Source organism: Superficieibacter sp. HKU1 (assembly GCF_029319185.1).
In the GTDB taxonomy this organism is placed as follows: Bacteria; Pseudomonadota; Gammaproteobacteria; order Enterobacterales; family Enterobacteriaceae; genus Superficieibacter.
Genome location: NZ_CP119754.1, coordinates 4,162,463 through 4,177,006, shown reverse-complemented (window position 1 = coordinate 4,177,006; position 14,544 = coordinate 4,162,463). Strand labels below are relative to the sequence as shown.

The 14,544-nt window shown below is 48.3% G+C and carries 15 protein-coding genes; 10 read left to right on the top strand and 5 right to left on the bottom strand.

The genetic code is table 11. From position 1 onward, the window contains the following. The first annotated feature begins 197 nt into the window (after positions 1 to 197). Both P0H77_RS19865 and P0H77_RS19860 read left to right on the top strand, forming a co-directional pair. Positions 198 to 509 carry a hypothetical protein gene (locus tag P0H77_RS19865; RefSeq protein ID WP_276158924.1) on the top strand — a complete coding sequence of 104 codons (312 nt, stop codon included), beginning with the start codon at positions 198 to 200 and terminating at the stop codon, positions 507 to 509. 54 nt (positions 510 to 563) lie between these two features. After that, a complete protein-coding gene (locus P0H77_RS19860; protein WP_276158923.1) occupies positions 564 to 1,019 on the top strand; it encodes a GNAT family N-acetyltransferase in 456 nt (151 codons plus the stop codon). A 160-nt stretch (positions 1,020 to 1,179) separates the two neighbouring features. Here P0H77_RS19860 and P0H77_RS19855 read toward each other — a convergent pair whose 3' ends face one another. Continuing rightward, complete coding sequence (locus P0H77_RS19855) at positions 1,180 to 2,061, bottom strand: alpha/beta hydrolase (protein WP_276158922.1); 882 nt, start codon at positions 2,059 to 2,061, stop codon at positions 1,180 to 1,182. 69 nt (positions 2,062 to 2,130) lie between these two features. Further along, the gene (locus P0H77_RS19850) at positions 2,131 to 2,709 is read right to left on the bottom strand and encodes a TetR/AcrR family transcriptional regulator (RefSeq protein ID WP_276158921.1); all 579 of its coding nucleotides are present in this window, start codon (positions 2,707 to 2,709) and stop codon (positions 2,131 to 2,133) included. A gap of 239 nt (positions 2,710 to 2,948) precedes the next feature. Here P0H77_RS19850 and P0H77_RS19845 point away from each other — a divergent pair, with 239 nt between their 5' ends. Then, positions 2,949 to 3,386: a VOC family protein gene (locus P0H77_RS19845; protein ID WP_276165184.1), complete on the top strand. Its 438-nt coding sequence runs from the start codon at positions 2,949 to 2,951 to the stop codon at positions 3,384 to 3,386. Positions 3,387 to 3,603: 217 nt separating this feature from the next. Here the strand turns inward: P0H77_RS19845 and P0H77_RS19840 are convergent, their stop codons facing one another. Further along, the gene (locus tag P0H77_RS19840; protein ID WP_276158920.1) at positions 3,604 to 4,449 is read right to left on the bottom strand and encodes an oxidoreductase; all 846 of its coding nucleotides are present in this window, start codon (positions 4,447 to 4,449) and stop codon (positions 3,604 to 3,606) included. 106 nt (positions 4,450 to 4,555) lie between these two features. Between P0H77_RS19840 and P0H77_RS19835 the strand changes: the two genes are divergently transcribed. Further along, the gene (locus P0H77_RS19835) at positions 4,556 to 5,476 is read left to right on the top strand and encodes an AraC family transcriptional regulator (protein ID WP_276158919.1); all 921 of its coding nucleotides are present in this window, start codon (positions 4,556 to 4,558) and stop codon (positions 5,474 to 5,476) included. A gap of 223 nt (positions 5,477 to 5,699) precedes the next feature. On the opposite strand, the gene P0H77_RS19830 is transcribed toward P0H77_RS19835, so the two are convergent. Further along, entirely contained in the window at positions 5,700 to 6,212 is a 513-nt protein-coding gene (locus tag P0H77_RS19830) for a GrpB family protein (RefSeq protein WP_276158918.1), read from the bottom strand. 259 nt (positions 6,213 to 6,471) lie between these two features. On the opposite strand from P0H77_RS19830, the gene P0H77_RS19825 reads away from it, so the two are divergent. Further along, positions 6,472 to 8,280 (top strand): hypothetical protein, encoded by a 1,809-nt coding sequence (locus tag P0H77_RS19825; RefSeq protein ID WP_276158917.1) that lies wholly within the window; start codon positions 6,472 to 6,474, stop codon positions 8,278 to 8,280. A gap of 575 nt (positions 8,281 to 8,855) precedes the next feature. Next, a complete protein-coding gene (locus tag P0H77_RS19820; RefSeq protein WP_276158916.1) occupies positions 8,856 to 9,749 on the top strand; it encodes an NAD(P)/FAD-dependent oxidoreductase in 894 nt (297 codons plus the stop codon). 81 nt (positions 9,750 to 9,830) lie between these two features. Here P0H77_RS19820 and P0H77_RS19815 read toward each other — a convergent pair whose 3' ends face one another. Continuing rightward, positions 9,831 to 10,379: a winged helix DNA-binding protein gene (locus P0H77_RS19815; RefSeq protein ID WP_276158915.1), complete on the bottom strand. Its 549-nt coding sequence runs from the start codon at positions 10,377 to 10,379 to the stop codon at positions 9,831 to 9,833. A gap of 152 nt (positions 10,380 to 10,531) precedes the next feature. Here P0H77_RS19815 and P0H77_RS19810 point away from each other — a divergent pair, with 152 nt between their 5' ends. From P0H77_RS19810 to P0H77_RS19795, 4 genes are all read left to right on the top strand, one after another. Beyond that, positions 10,532 to 11,254, top strand: a complete 723-nt coding sequence (locus P0H77_RS19810) for a DUF969 domain-containing protein (RefSeq protein WP_276158914.1) — start codon at positions 10,532 to 10,534, stop codon at positions 11,252 to 11,254. Beyond that, positions 11,251 to 12,237 (top strand): DUF979 domain-containing protein, encoded by a 987-nt coding sequence (locus P0H77_RS19805; RefSeq protein WP_176919845.1) that lies wholly within the window; start codon positions 11,251 to 11,253, stop codon positions 12,235 to 12,237. Before P0H77_RS19810 ends, P0H77_RS19805 begins: the two co-directional genes overlap by 4 nt. A 31-nt stretch (positions 12,238 to 12,268) precedes the next feature. Next, positions 12,269 to 13,264 (top strand): DUF2891 domain-containing protein, encoded by a 996-nt coding sequence (locus tag P0H77_RS19800; RefSeq protein WP_276158913.1) that lies wholly within the window; start codon positions 12,269 to 12,271, stop codon positions 13,262 to 13,264. Between the two features lie 286 nt (positions 13,265 to 13,550). After that, entirely contained in the window at positions 13,551 to 14,528 is a 978-nt protein-coding gene (locus P0H77_RS19795) for a DUF1852 domain-containing protein (RefSeq protein ID WP_276158912.1), read from the top strand. Positions 14,529 to 14,544 lie beyond the last annotated feature (16 nt).

The window sequence follows — 14,544 nt, the reverse complement described above, 5'->3', positions numbered from 1 at the left end:
CTACAACGTTGAGTATTGTCCGTAAAGAAGTGTGTTCAGCATTGGGGGCCATTGAGCGAAAACGGCGTTTTTATATTCAATGACATAGCGCTTTTAAGTAGCAATATTTAAGCGCCTATACTTACGCATAAGTCCTGTACCACTACATATGCTTGTCGGTGGTAGGGTATATTCTTGTCGCTAAAGAGAAAAAGCTAATGATTGTAAGAACCTGGCACGGATGTGTTCCACTTGAGCATGCGGAAGGCTTTGCGAAACACCTTGCGAAGACAGGGGTGGAGCATTCAAGAAGTATACCGGGGAACCTGGGTGCGTTCGTGCGTAGTGAGACCCAGGGCGGCTGGGAGCATTTCTTTCTGGCAACTTACTGGCAGGATTTGCAGTCAGTGAAAGCATTTGCAGGAGAAAACTATCACGTAGCGGTGACTTACCCCGACGACGACGAATTCAAATTACTTTCTGATCCCTACGTTTTTCAGCATGTCGTGGACGCTGTTTCACCACTTTAGCTTTATTTCCGCGGCACCTCTGGCCTGACGAATACTATTAAAAAGGATATCGGCGTGATAACAGTAGAGAAATCAGATCCACTTTCTTCAGACTCTCGTCACTTAATAGAAAAACTGTCAGCAGAACTCGCCTTTATTACTGGTGATAGTGGTAAAAGCAATTTCACAATAGACTCAATGGATGAGGACAGGGCGTTGTGGGTACTGGCAAGGGACAGCAGGGGAAATGCGATAGGATGCGGGGCGATTCGACCGTTAACTGAAAATATAGCTGAACTCAAAAGGATGTTTTCGGACCGCAGCGCTCCCGGCATTGGCAATGCTTTGCTCACTTTCCTGGAAACCTCCGCGAAGAGTATGGGATACCACGAACTCTGGCTGGAAACCCGACATATTAACCTTAAGGCTGTAAATTTCTATAAGGAAAACGGATATATACGCATAGAGAATTACGGACCATACGCAGGTCGCGAAGAGGCTGTGTGTTTCGCGAAGTCATTGCAAGGCTGACATAAAATTTACTCAAGATAAGCTCAGCCATGCTGATTGCCAGCATTAAAACCGTTTATCAAAGGCTGCTTTGAGCGAAAAGCGGACATTAGAGGGAAGGCTATTTTCAAGAGAGTTAAAGCAGCAAACAGGAGCACAGCCTGTGCTGTGCTCCGTGGAGCTAGCTGCGAAGGAATGCCAATGCTTTATCCAATACAACGTCTGGTTGTTCAAGCATGGCAAAATGACCACAGTCCTCAATAATTTCCAGAGTGTAATTAGAGTAAAATTCGTGCAGATGTCTACTGGCATCAATAGTAATTGATGAATCCTGAGCGGCCCAAAGAATCTTTGTTTCTAATGGTGTAGGCTGATAATCATGTGGTGACCAAGGGTTCGCCTCGGTAGATAAATTAGCTCTGTCATAGCTCAGCCCACCTAAGACATTCCCTGGTTTCATATAGTTATCGATTAATATAGTGAACTCTTCTTCGTTCAGCACAGGTTGCTTATATCCCCAGCTGTCATAAAAGTATCGATAATATGCTTCTGTAGTTTTCCTTGTACTGCTAATGAGTATTTCTGCCATATCCAGCTCATTAAACAGAGCGTACCAATCTGAAGGAGTTATTTGACTTTCAGTAAATACAGGCATAACCGGATCAATCATCACGCATTTATGTACCTTGTCCGGATACTTACGTAAAAACTTATGAACAGCCATAGAACCATAGTCGTGCGACATGATATGACATTTATCAATGTTAAGAGCTTCCAGCAGGCGGGCCTGATCTTCTGCTAACTGGCCGACTTCATAATCTTTAATTTTTGTAGGGTCTGTTTTTTCAGATTCACCAGATCCTCTTAAATCAGGAACGATAACATCAAAATGTTTTGACAAAGGTTCAATAAGATAACGCCAGTCCCACCAGAAGCCCGGGAAACCGTGCAGCAAGAGAAGTGCTGGTCCTGAACCTTTACGGATATAGTTAACAGTTACGCCATCAAGCTTAATAAGCTGAGGAGAGTAAAATTCAGGCAGCTCATATTTCATTTTTTTCATCTGTATTTGTCTTGTTTTAGTTAATGTTCTGGTTATGCATTACGGCTACTCCAGTATGGGGATATTGAATTAGTCATGCTGGGTTTTCGAATCCTTATATGCATCCACAAGCTTTAAAAGATGCTGCTTTACTTCTATATGACTTCTGGGTTCTAAATCCGTAAGCTGTGAAATCCAGTAGCCTTCGGCCGCGTAGCGTACTGTTGCGAGCTCAATAAAATTGTCGGTGTGGCGATGTCTTTCCAGCAAGCGTTGAAAACGCTCAGAAAGGTAATATCGGGTTTCATCGCTTCCGATAGCTACAAGTGCCAAAAAAGAATAATTTTTGTCAGTGGCACTGGTTTCATCGGGAATTGATACTTCGATATAAGCCCGTGTTAGTATGCCAATTTCGCTCAAATGAGCAGAAATATGGCGGTTCAATTCAGCTTCCCAGTGATCCGCAAGGTCTTCAAACAGAGCATCCAGAAGTGCTTTTTTGGTTGGAAAGTGATGCATTACCCCTCCTTTTGTTACTGGAACGGCATCAGCAACTGCCTGAATAGTCACAGTATGTACCCCATGGTTAATTGCCATTTGGGCAGCGTGTTCAATGATCGCTTTTCTCACACCTGCTGGATTTTTTTCTCGTTTATGAGCAGTAGACATTTTGTAAACAGACCTTATGTAAGCTTGATAAAAAAAGCATACCATACGATTGGTATGTTTCAAGTTTGAATAAAATTACCTTGAATTTTTACGTCCCCTTCTGGCACAGAGCGGACGTCAGCCTTGAGCGAAAAGCAGACATTCACATCTGCCAGGTAGGTGAAAGTTTACTCTCTTGACCTGAAGTGCACTTGAGGTTTTAGAGTAAAGCTTTAGCGCTGAACAGGAAAATCATGGATATGAAAGAGATAGATGTTGGTTTTACGCACGTCGCTTTTGTCGTAAGAGAGTTAGATAAAAGTATTGCGTTTTATGAACGCTATGCCGGTATGTCTGTTGTCCATCGACGCGAACCTGATGTTCCGGATGCCCGTAAAGTGGCATGGCTAAGCGATCATACCCGCCCATTTGCGCTGGTTTTAGTTCAATCGGACAATGTGACTGATACTCCGTTGGGTCATTTCGGCCATTTGGGCGTTGCCTGTGCCAGCCGCGAAGAGATTGATAAAAAAATCGGTATGGCTCGAGCTGAAGGTGTGTTGCGGAAAGAGCCTGAAAATGCCGGAAAACCTGTGGGCTATTACGTTTTCTTCGCTGACCCTGATGGTAATACTCTGGAGCTCTCTTATGGACAACAGGTTGGGCTCGAAGCAATCCGAAGTCGTACTTCTGACTAAACCAATCTGTTAAAAGGTTGCTTATACTCTGGAGGCCCTTTCTCAGTAGTAAGTAACCTTATATAAAAGAGTGAGTAATGCCCGCCTTGAGCGAAAGACAGAAATTGACTTCACAGCAGGCCCGAAAACTCTGAAAGGGAAAAAGCTGAGCGGCAGGCCCGAATGGAATGACCATTAGTGTCACCGCCCACAATCAATTATCCAACATGCATTCTGTCTAATCGACCGATCGGCCATCCGTTGAACAAGTTAATTTCTCCCATTCGTCTATTTCCTTACCTAATGCCGAAAGCTTTTGCCGGACTAAACTTAATGCATCGCTGCCTAACAATAAATGCGTTGGTGGGTTCTGGCTCTCAATTATAGCCAGCATAGCGTGTGCGGCTTTAACGGGATCGCCGAGTTGCTTACCGCTTTTTTCCTCACGTGCCTGACGGATGGGATCGAACAACGTATCGTAGTCCTGTATGTGGCGGGCGCTGCGTACCATTGAGCGTCCGGCCCAATCGGTGCGAAACGATCCTGGCGCCACGGCGCTTACGTGTATGTTGAACGGGGCAAGCTCTTTGCTTAACGTTTCTGATATTCCTTCCAGGGCAAATTTGCTGCCACAGTAATAACTGATGCCGGGCATTGTAATGAAACTGCCCATTGAGGTGATATTGATTATATGGCCGCGACGGCGCTGGCGCATGCCTGGTAATACGGCTTTGATCATCGCCACTGCGCCAAACACATTCACGTCAAACTGACGGCGCATCTCTGCGAGCGAGGACTCTTCCATTATGCCTTCATGACCGTAACCGGCATTATTTACCAGTACATCAACCGGACCGACGGTGGCCTCAATCTCCGCAACCATCTCATCAATACACTCGACGTCCGTGACATCAAGCAGGCGGCCAAAAACCCGCTGTGCATCGAGCGCTTCAAAATCCCGTAGTGCTTCGTTGGTACGCACGGTACCAATGACCCGATGACCTGCCGCGAGGGCTTCCTGCGCCAGCGCACGGCCAAAGCCGCTGCTGACGCCGGTGATTAAAATCGTTTTTACAGATGCCATAACTAAGAACTCCCATGTAGAGTGAGGATTGCATGGTATTCTCTGGCCTGCCGCAATTTTAGGCCTTATTTTCTCTTTTTATTGCCTGATTTTATGAGATCCTGACATGCCTGATATGATTGCACTGGTGAAAACACTGGCGACACAGGAGGGGTACAACCTTACTGCGCTGCCTGATGTGCGAATTTTGCGTGCCGATCGCCCGCTTGCCAGAACGCCCGTGCTTTACGATCCGGGGATGGTAATTGTCTGCCAGGGCAGTAAACGCGGGTATTTTGGTCATCAGACCTATTTATATGATGAGCAGCACTACCTGGCGGTTTCGGTGCCGGTACCGTTTGTGATGGAAACCGACGCCTCGGCAGAACATCCGTTGCTGGCGATTTATATGCACCTGGATTTTCAGCTGGCTGCTGAACTGATGTTGCAGATTGAACAGAATGGCGCTCCGCGTCCTCCCGCTGCGCCGCAAAGCATGATGTCGAGCCCAATGGACGATGGGGTAAAAACGGCTGTGCTGCGCTTACTTGAAGCCCTGAACAATCCGCTTGAGGCGGCAATCCTGGGCCCTGCGCGGGTGCGTGAACTCTATTTCCGCGTCTTGACCGGCGCACAGGGCAATGCAATGCGCGCCGCGCTGGCCTTGCAGGGGCAGTTTGGCAAAATCTGCAAAGTACTTCAGCGCATCCACGCCACCTACGCGGAGCCATTCACACTGACAGAGTTAGCGATGGAAGCCGGAATGAGCGTGCCGACGTTTCATCATCATTTCAAATCGATAACCCGGATGCCGCCGATGCAGTATGTGAAATCAGTCCGTCTGCATCAGGCACGGATGTTGATGGTTCGTCAGCAGGTCACTGCAGCTGCTGCAAGTTACGCCGTCGGCTATGAAAGCCCGTCCCAGTTTAATCGAGAATTCAAACGCCTGTTTGGTCTGCCACCAGCAGAAGAAGTAAAGCGTATGCAGCGTGATTTTGCCGTTCCGCCAGTGCATCCAGCGTCAATATTTGTTTCATCACATTAGAGCTTAATGAGTATTGGCGAACATCCCGCAGGGTTTCGCATATCTGAATCGGGTACAGAGAAGACAGGGGGCCGGGTAACGTCCCCGTTGATTAAGGATAGCGTTGACAGCGAGGAGCGGACGTTTCATGACGCATACAGGCAGATTAACCTGGCAGGTTACTTCTCAGGACTGAGCATTTGCATTAGATGTTAAAAAAACATCACAGTGGCAAGGGCAAAATCTATCGTTCCAGGTCAATTAGCGCTAGTTGCAGATGATGCTCTATAAAGTTCGTTTTGAACGCACTATAACGGTGTGCATCGTTCTCACATAACAGTGCTGCCGCACACTTTATCTCAGAGTAATCCCTCGCAATATCGCTGTTTTTCCGTAGGTAATCACGGAAAGCAAGATGTCTGAGTATCTGTGTATCCCCTACTGAAAACGCATGCACTTGATGGCTACGTTGATCACCCCCCTTAATGAAGTACCGGCGTCCTGCAATACCGTTTTCACCGCGAGCAACGTACCCTGCGTCAAACATTACAGCGCTGCATTTATCCAGTTGGTTGATATCAAAAACCTCCAGAAGTATATCAATCACTGGCTTTGCTGAGAGGCCAGGCACTGACGTACTGCCAATATGATGAACATCCTTAGCCACATCGCCCAGTAATGTCTTTATCAGAAAACTTTCAGCTTTAAATATCTCAGGCCATTTTTCATCGTATGGCACCACCACTATTTCCCGCATAAATGCCTCCTTCTTTCCCGTAGGTTCTTAACATAAAAGTTCCTGAAGCACATCCCCCGACATTGCATGAGGCGATAACGTCTGCTGCTGGCACAGGCAGGCCCACATTCTCCAGGCTCCCCCGAATTCTAAAAAAAATCAACGCCGTCAATGAAAATTCAGGTAGTTGTCCGCTCCTGAATCGAGCGGTGATAATACAAAAAATGCAATGAAGTCTGATACACGCTTCAGCTGTTAAATATGTACTTCAGGAGCGGGAATGAAAAAAACGATATATTTGCTGTCTGTTATTACTCTGGCGAATTCAGCCTGGGCTGAAACGCGCAACGTAACCAGTGAATGGCAACTCGCTAAAGAAGGGCAGAAGACTGCCTGGCTACTCGACTGGCCAGCAAATCCCGGAGAAAAATTCACCCTCCGCTACCCTGACGGTAAGCCCTATCTTCAGGCCACCTTACAAGATAATAACCATGAAGATTTGCTCGCAAGCGAAAATATGACGGGAAAGTATCGCTTCTATTATCCTGATGGAAAAATAAAAAAAGAGGGTGAGTGGGATAAAGAGGGAACCTCTGTTGGTTTAGAAACAACTTATAATGAGAATGGTTCTCCCAAAGAAGTAAAACGGTATCTCGACGGCGGATGGTCCATCAATGAGCGAACATATTATAAAAACGGCCAGCTTAGTTACGAGGGCCTTAATTATGATGGTGAGAAATATAAAGAATCAAAGTATTACTATGATGATGGCAAGCTAAAACAAAAAAATTATACCAAAACCATAAAGAACATCGAAAAAGAAATGGACGATTACTTCGATGAAAATGGGAAATTAATAAAACGTATTGAGAAATATGGCAATGATCCCTCGATAACGATCACCTATGGCGCAGATGGCAAAATTGTAGAACGAAAAACCCTCATGACTGGCATGGCCCGTAGCAAAACTGAAACCTTTAACAGTGACGGGCAACTGACTGATTTGACACAATATACGACAAAGGGCAACTTACAGCGAGAAGGGGAGCAAATCAATAGTTATGAGGGACAAACAACCTATTCTACCTATAAAAACGGTGTAAAAGAAGGAGAAGAAAAAACGGTAAAAGATGGCAAGGCTGTTCGTTACTCTCAATTCAAAGCAGGTAAGGAAACGGGCGACAGTTTCGCACTTGACGATGTTTCTGATGTTATTTTTTTCGAGAAGCAAGCTTCAGACAAGCAAAAAAACGTTAGTTATAATGTAGGGCTTGATTATATTACATATAATGACAAGGGAATGCCGCACGTTAAGATCCCCTTTAATATCGATTCACGGATTCTGCCGAAACCTGGCACCGTGTGGGAATATAGCTCAGATGGCAAACACAGCAGCGCACTGAAATTAATGGCATCGGACGATAAAACGGCGACCTGGCAGACAGCTCGCGGTGAAATAAAAGAAAATCTCGATAGCTATACGTGGATCGTGCCGAATCAGCCACAGCAGGACAGACAAATTCTCTCATTTCCGTTGACGCCGGGTAAAGAGTGGAAGAACAGCTACCAGACCCGGGTAACCGTGCCGTGGGATAAGGGGCAGGAGTGGGGATATACCTATAAAGCGACCTCTTTATCAAAAATTGCAGGCATTGAGAAAATCACGGTTGCAGGTGGGACCTTTGATACGCTGCTGGTTACCCGTAATATCCACTGGACCAAATCCAGTCCACAGCATACTGGCGCACTCGGGTCGGAAATGACCTGTGATACAAAAGCGTGTGAGGTCTCGGGCTATACCGCTGAGACGATATGGTACGCACCTGAAATTGGCCGGGCGGTGATGAAAGCGGTTAAAATTAGCGGCTCGCCTCAGGTGCTTATGAACGATGCGGGCAGCATGCTGAAAAGCGGTAACGTGCTCATTTCTGAACTGACCTCGTTCGGTCCCGCGTCCGTTAAAGACAAGCCCGCCCCAGAAATGCATTATGCGCATCAGATTTCAGAGAATGCATTCAGCCAGGGGTTCCCGCTGATGCCGAATAATACCTGGGAGTTCTTAATGATCCACAGTCCGATGATTGAGTAGACCGGGATGCTGAATTCCGGGACGGCTGATGGCAGGGAGGCCATCCGCTCCCGGGGGACATTCACCGCTCAGGAAGTGCTAATATTATGCTCTCTGCTCTGATGTTCGCTCTGGCAGGGGTTATTGTTAAATATGCATCTTCTGAAATGGATATGTTGTCGTTAGTCTTCTGGCACAATTTTTTCTGTCGGTTGCATGTTCATATGCCTCAACGGATAAAATTGTATCCTGGACGTATATGTCCGTAGTCTTTGCGGCACTGTTTGGTTACGTTGGCTGGGGTGAAAAATTAACCACAGGCATGCTTGCGGGAATGCTGCTGATAATTATTGGCGCTCAAATAAGCCAGAAACGCGTTTAGGATATGCTTTTTTAAACGGCCCTTCCTCGATTTGACGTGCAGACCACGTTTTCTCGAACCATCAATGCTGTCTTCCGATCTTCTATCCGGCCTGGATTTCTGCCGGGGTTGCGGTGTAACCTTTTTCGTAATATCGTAAGTTACATGAAAGGCATCGCTCTGACCGTGTGGCATTGCCTGTTGCTCATATAAACCTGTGGTTACGGAGGTAAGAATGAAATATGACGTCATCATTATTGGCGGCAGCTACGCTGGCATGGCGGCTGCGCTTCAACTGGTACGAGCCCGTCGTCAGGTTCTTATCATTGATGCCGGGGAGCGTCGGAACCGGTTTGCCAGCCATTCGCACGGGTTCATCGGGCAGGATGGCGTTGACCCGTCGGCGATTTTTGAAAACGCACGCGCACAACTCATGCGTTACCCCACTTTGCACTGGCAGCCGGGACGCGCAGAAAAGGTCACGGGTGAAAAGGAGTCGTTTCAGGTACAAACACTCGCAGGCGAGCGCTTTGCATCCCGTCGGATACTGTTTGCTACCGGGGTGAAAGATAGCCTTCCTGAGATTGACGGCTTACTGCAGCGCTGGGGGCAACAGGTATTTCACTGCCCTTACTGTCATGGCTACGAACTCAACCAGGGGCATATCGCCGTTATTGCCGCAGGCGATATGGCTGCGCACCAGGCGCAGATGGTGGCGGAATGGGGGAGCGTGACGCTGTTTACCAACGACGCTGTTGAGCTAAGTGCAGAAGTCCATGCGGATTTACATCAGCGTGGCATCGCTGTTGAATCCACGCGGATTGCGCGTCTGGTCAATGATGCGGATATTGAGCTTGTTGACGGCCGCCTGTTACGTTTTGCCGGGATCTTCACCGCTCCCCGGAACCAGCCAGCCACGAGTATTGCACAGACGTTAGGCTGCGAACTGGAAGAGACGCCGTTTGGTACGCAGATCCGCAGCGATGCCACAAAGGAAACGTCCGTCCCCGGTGCGTTTGCCTGCGGCGACGTGGCACGCGTGCCGCATTCGGTTTCGCTGGCCGTTGGCGACGGCGCATGGGCAGGCGCAACCGTGCACCGATCGCTGATATTTGATCTTCCGGCGTAAATCGAGCCAGCGTTGGGCCGATTACCCTCATCCTGATATGGCCGGGCTACTTTCCGGCCCCAGGTGTTGACTCACAGGAAGCTATAACGAGGCTGCGGCACGTGCAGCCGTTTCATAGATTGACGAGATGCTGCGCAGCAATTGCGCGGTATCGCCGATTGACGGGCCGGAAATACCGCTTTCCAGCTGGATGGCAATCAGGCAGGCTTCACGCACTTCCCGGTATCTCATACACAGCGCCTTTCCCTCTTCGCTGGTCGAGTAATAGAGCTCTTTTCCCACTTTCTCGCTGATAACATAACCCGCTTTTGACAGCTTTTTCAGCGCATAGTTGACGACATGGGTATCCTCGACATTCAGTACGAAACAGATATCCGCCAGCTTTTTCTTGCGATTTCGGTGGTTCACATGATGAAGAAGAGAGACGTCAAATGCTCCCATATCTGACTCGCCCGCTGCGGTCATGCAGCGCACCATCCATTTGTTGAAGGCATTACTGGTCATGATCAGCGCGTACTCCAGTTCCGATAATTCCGCGCAACGTTCGGAAACGAGGTGGCGCGAGGAAACGATACGACCGTCGTTCATGTCTTCGCTATTGTCTGATGTAGAAACACGTTTTGAGGTCATAACTGTCCTTATCCTTCTGTCATTACCTGTATTAAAAATAACGATTAATCGACAAAATAAACACATTTTATTTATAAATTATTTACATGTCTTAGTCATTACGATATAGCTTGCTAACGCAAGCACGTTCATTTCGGACAGGGTAAATACTTATGGACAGTTCTACGCTATTGCCGCTTATCGGGATACCGGTTGTGGTTATTGGTTTTGCACTGCGCTTTAATCCTCTGCTGGTGGTCGTTGTGGCAGGGCTTGCCACAGGGTTATTAGTCGGCATGGATTTGGGAATGCTGCTTGAGACCTTTGGTGAAAAGTTCGTCAATAGTCGTTCGCTGGCAACGTTCATTTTGATTCTCCCGGTGATTGGGCTGCTGGAGTATTACGGGCTGAAAGAGCGCGCCCAGGCCTGGATCGCGAAAATCGCCAGCGCGACGTCGGCGCGTATTTTGATGCTCTACTTTGTCGCGCGTGAAGGAACGGCAGCGCTGGGATTAATGTCGCTTGGCGGGCATGCGCAAACAGTGCGTCCGCTGCTGGCTCCAATGGCGGAAGGCGCGGCATTAAATGAATACGGTGAACTGCCGCAGCACATCCGCGACAAGATCAAAGCCCATGCCGCCGCGTGCGACAATATTGCCGTCTTCTTCGGCGAAGATATCTTTATTGCATTCGGCGCGGTGCTGTTGATTGACGCCTTCCTGAAAGAAAATGGTATCCAGGGTATTGAGCCGCTGCATATCGGCTTGTGGGCTATTCCTACCGCAATTTCAGCGCTGATCATTCATATGACGCGCCTGGTGCGTCTTGATGCCAGTATTCGTCGTGACGTCATGGCATGGCGTTCCGAACAGGGTACGCAGGAGGCCACCAAATGAGTACGCTGATTTCTATTAACCGCGTTTACTACCTGATTGGTTTTGTTGTCATGCTGCTGGTGATCATGACGTTGCGCGATCGCGGCAATCCTAAGCGATTCACTACGGCGTTATTCTGGTTTTTGTTCGGTGGCATTTTTCTGTTTGGTGACCTGATGGTTCAGGAGCTGGGCAAGTCGCTGGCATACCGGATTATTGGCGGTGCCGTTATCGCCATTGCGTTACTGGCAGGCTTTGGGCTGGTCGGAAAAGGACATTACAAAATGTCGACCGAACCAGAGCGCGTGGCGTCATCAAATCGCCTGAAAAACTGGCTCTTTTTACCCGCCCTGATGATACCGGTGGTGACCGTGCTGGGGACGTTGTTTTTGAACGGAGTCTCGATCGGCGGCGTTTTCTTACTCGACCAAAAACAGCTTACGCTGGCGTCCCTGTGTGTGGCTTGTGTCGCCGCCATTCTGACGGGATGGTGGCTGACGGGCGGCACGCCATTGCATGCCATCCGTCAGTCTCGTCGATTAGTGGATACGATTGGCTGGGCCGTGATCCTCCCGCAAATGCTGGCCATGCTTGGCGGGGTGTTTGTGGTGGCGAATACGGGCGACTCGGTGCAAAAGGTCGTGAGCCTGTTTGTTAATCCAGATAGCCGCTTTATGCTGGTGGTGATTTACTGCATCGGCATGGCGCTTTTCACCATGATTATGGGTAACGCCTTTGCCGCTTTCCCGGTATTGAGTGCCGGTATCGCGCTGCCGTTTTTAGTTAATTACCATCACGGCGATCCGGCGCCGCTGCTGGCGATAGGAATGTACGCTGGCTACTGCGGCACATTGATGACCCCCATGGCGGCGAATTTTAATATTGTTCCCGCGGCATTGCTTGAACTGAAAGATAAATATCAGGTCATTAAGATCCAGATCCCTACCGCGCTGACGCTGCTGGTAGTCAATGTGTTTTTAATGTATTTCCTCGTGTTTCGCTAAGCGAGGCGCGGTAATGTTCTGAGGAGTGGTTATGCCATTAACACAACACCAGGCTGACGCCTTTGCCCGGATGCCTTTAGCCTATTTGCGTCAGGAATACCCGAATCACATTATGCATCTGCTAAATGATGACGGCGATGTGCTGCCGCCTCGTGAGCTGCATCCAGTTTTCTATGGCTGTTTCGACTGGCATTCGGCGGTGCACGGCTACTGGCTGCTGCTGCGCTGCCTGCGACGCTATCCGACGCTATCGTGCCGGGAAGAGATTATTGCGCTGTTCGAAGAACATATTACTGAACAGAAGGTGGCGCAGGAGCTGGCCTATTTTACCGCGCCGTTCCGTGCTTCATTTGAGCGTCCTTATGGCTATGGCTGGTTGCTGGCGCTGTCGCAGGAGTTGCGGCAATCCGCTTTGCCGCAGGCCAAAGAGTGGCATCGGACGCTGGAACCGCTAACCCAGGATATTCGAGCCAGGCTTATCGATTATCTCAGTAAGCTTACGTACCCGATCCGCGTTGGCACGCATTACAACACGGCATTTGCACTGGCGCTGGGTCTTGATTATTCCCGCGCGCTGAATGATGAGGCGCTGGAGAACGCGATTATCGATGCGGCAAACCGCTTCTATGCCGCCGATACGCATTATCCGGCGCACTATGAGCCGGGCGGTGATGAATATATTTCGGGCGCCTTAACGGAAGCGCTGTTGATGAGCAAAGTGGCAAAAAATTTCCCGCAATGGTTCAACTCCTTCCTCCCGGACATTGCCTCAGTTGATGCCCTGATGAACCCTGCGCAAGTGAGTGACAGAACCGATCCTAAAATCGCGCATCTTGATGGCCTGAATCTTAGCCGCGCCTGGAGTATGAAGCACATTGCGAAAGCGCTGCCTGAGAGTCATGTTGCGCAAAAGGCGCTGAACGACGCTGTCTCACGGCATTTGTTGGCGAGCCTGGAACATGTGGTGGGCAGCCACTATAGCGGTGGACACTGGCTGGCCAGCTTCGCGCTACTGGCGCTGGAATAACGTCAGTCGTGAGCGCAGACGGAATAGGGCTACAGGCCGGATACCGTCTCGCGCTCCGGAAACCGCCCCCGGTTTGCGCTTGTTCAACGGGCCTGTGCCAGCCCACTGGCTCCGATCATGAATATGACTCATGTTGTAATGAAATTTAGTCGCTTTCGCTCAACCTGTCGCTCTGGCATAACATACCAGTATTAACTTATTAGTAACATGAAGACTGAAAAAATAATCCCCGTGGAGTAAGAAGCAAAGATGGTTTTCATGTCAGAATTCAGGATGCGCCATAACGATGAGCAACGATTTTACATTTACTATCAAGAGCAGTTTTTTCAATGAAAATTATAACCCTTCAGAAAATACGCGTATTACCACCAACTTCGCGAATTTAGCCAGAGGGAAAGATCGTCAGCAGAATTTGCGTAACACTCTGGTGATGATTGACAATCGCTTCAATACATTAGCGCATTGGGATAACCCCAAAAGCGATCGCTATTCGGTCGAGCTTGAAATCATTTCCGTTGAGATGAATTTTGTAGAGAGTGGAGAAAGCTTTCCTGCCATTGAGATCCTGAAAACCACTGTCGTTGATAAACTCACGCAGGAACGTATTGAAGGGATTGCAGGCAACAACTTTTCATCCTATGTGCGGGACTATGACTTTAGCGTGGTCTTATTAGAACATAATAAGAATCGAGCGGGATTTAGCACGCCAGATAACTTTGGCAATCTGCATGGTAATATATTTAAGTCTTTCGTTAACTCACAGGAATACAAAGATAAATTTAAAAAATCACCTGTGATATGTTTAAGTGTTTCCAGTAAAGATATTTATTATCGGACCGGGAATACGCATCCGGTACTCGGTATTGAATACCAGACAGATAACTCTTCGCTGACTGAAGAATATTTCAGTAAAATGGGCTTGCAGGTTCGTTATTTTATGCCTGAACATAGCGTTGCACCGTTAGCATTTTATTTCTCTGGTGATTTACTCAGGGATTACACCGAGCTGGAGCTTATAAGCACCATCAGCACGATGGAGACGTTCCAGAAAATTTATCGACCTGAAATTTACAATGCTAACTCTGCCGCGGGGCAATACTATCAACCGGATCTGAATAATCAGGATCATTCATTAACAAAAATTGTGTATGACCGGGAAGAGCGCAGCCAGTTAGCGGTTGAGCAGGGGAAATTTACGGAAGAGCACTTCATCAAACGTTACAAGCATATCCTTGAACAGTGGTCTGCTCATTACACGCGTTGAATTACCGGAATAAAAG

Bases quoted from the DNA above. Each gene is read 5' to 3' on its own strand.
- P0H77_RS19865 (WP_276158924.1), top strand. From the start codon at position 198: ATGATTGTAAGAACCTGGCACGGATGTGTTCCACTTGAGCATGCGGAA.
- P0H77_RS19855 (WP_276158922.1), bottom strand. From the start codon at position 2,061: ATGAAAAAAATGAAATATGAGCTGCCTGAATTTTACTCTCCTCAGCTT.
- P0H77_RS19850 (WP_276158921.1), bottom strand. From the start codon at position 2,709: ATGTCTACTGCTCATAAACGAGAAAAAAATCCAGCAGGTGTGAGAAAA.
- P0H77_RS19845 (WP_276165184.1), top strand. From the start codon at position 2,949: ATGAAAGAGATAGATGTTGGTTTTACGCACGTCGCTTTTGTCGTAAGA.
- P0H77_RS19840 (WP_276158920.1), bottom strand. From the start codon at position 4,449: ATGGCATCTGTAAAAACGATTTTAATCACCGGCGTCAGCAGCGGCTTT.
- P0H77_RS19835 (WP_276158919.1), top strand. From the start codon at position 4,556: ATGCCTGATATGATTGCACTGGTGAAAACACTGGCGACACAGGAGGGG.
- P0H77_RS19830 (WP_276158918.1), bottom strand. From the start codon at position 6,212: ATGCGGGAAATAGTGGTGGTGCCATACGATGAAAAATGGCCTGAGATA.
- P0H77_RS19825 (WP_276158917.1), top strand. From the start codon at position 6,472: ATGAAAAAAACGATATATTTGCTGTCTGTTATTACTCTGGCGAATTCA.
- P0H77_RS19820 (WP_276158916.1), top strand. From the start codon at position 8,856: ATGAAATATGACGTCATCATTATTGGCGGCAGCTACGCTGGCATGGCG.
- P0H77_RS19815 (WP_276158915.1), bottom strand. From the start codon at position 10,379: ATGACCTCAAAACGTGTTTCTACATCAGACAATAGCGAAGACATGAAC.
- P0H77_RS19810 (WP_276158914.1), top strand. From the start codon at position 10,532: ATGGACAGTTCTACGCTATTGCCGCTTATCGGGATACCGGTTGTGGTT.
- P0H77_RS19805 (WP_176919845.1), top strand. From the start codon at position 11,251: ATGAGTACGCTGATTTCTATTAACCGCGTTTACTACCTGATTGGTTTT.
- P0H77_RS19800 (WP_276158913.1), top strand. From the start codon at position 12,269: ATGCCATTAACACAACACCAGGCTGACGCCTTTGCCCGGATGCCTTTA.
- P0H77_RS19795 (WP_276158912.1), top strand. From the start codon at position 13,551: ATGAGCAACGATTTTACATTTACTATCAAGAGCAGTTTTTTCAATGAA.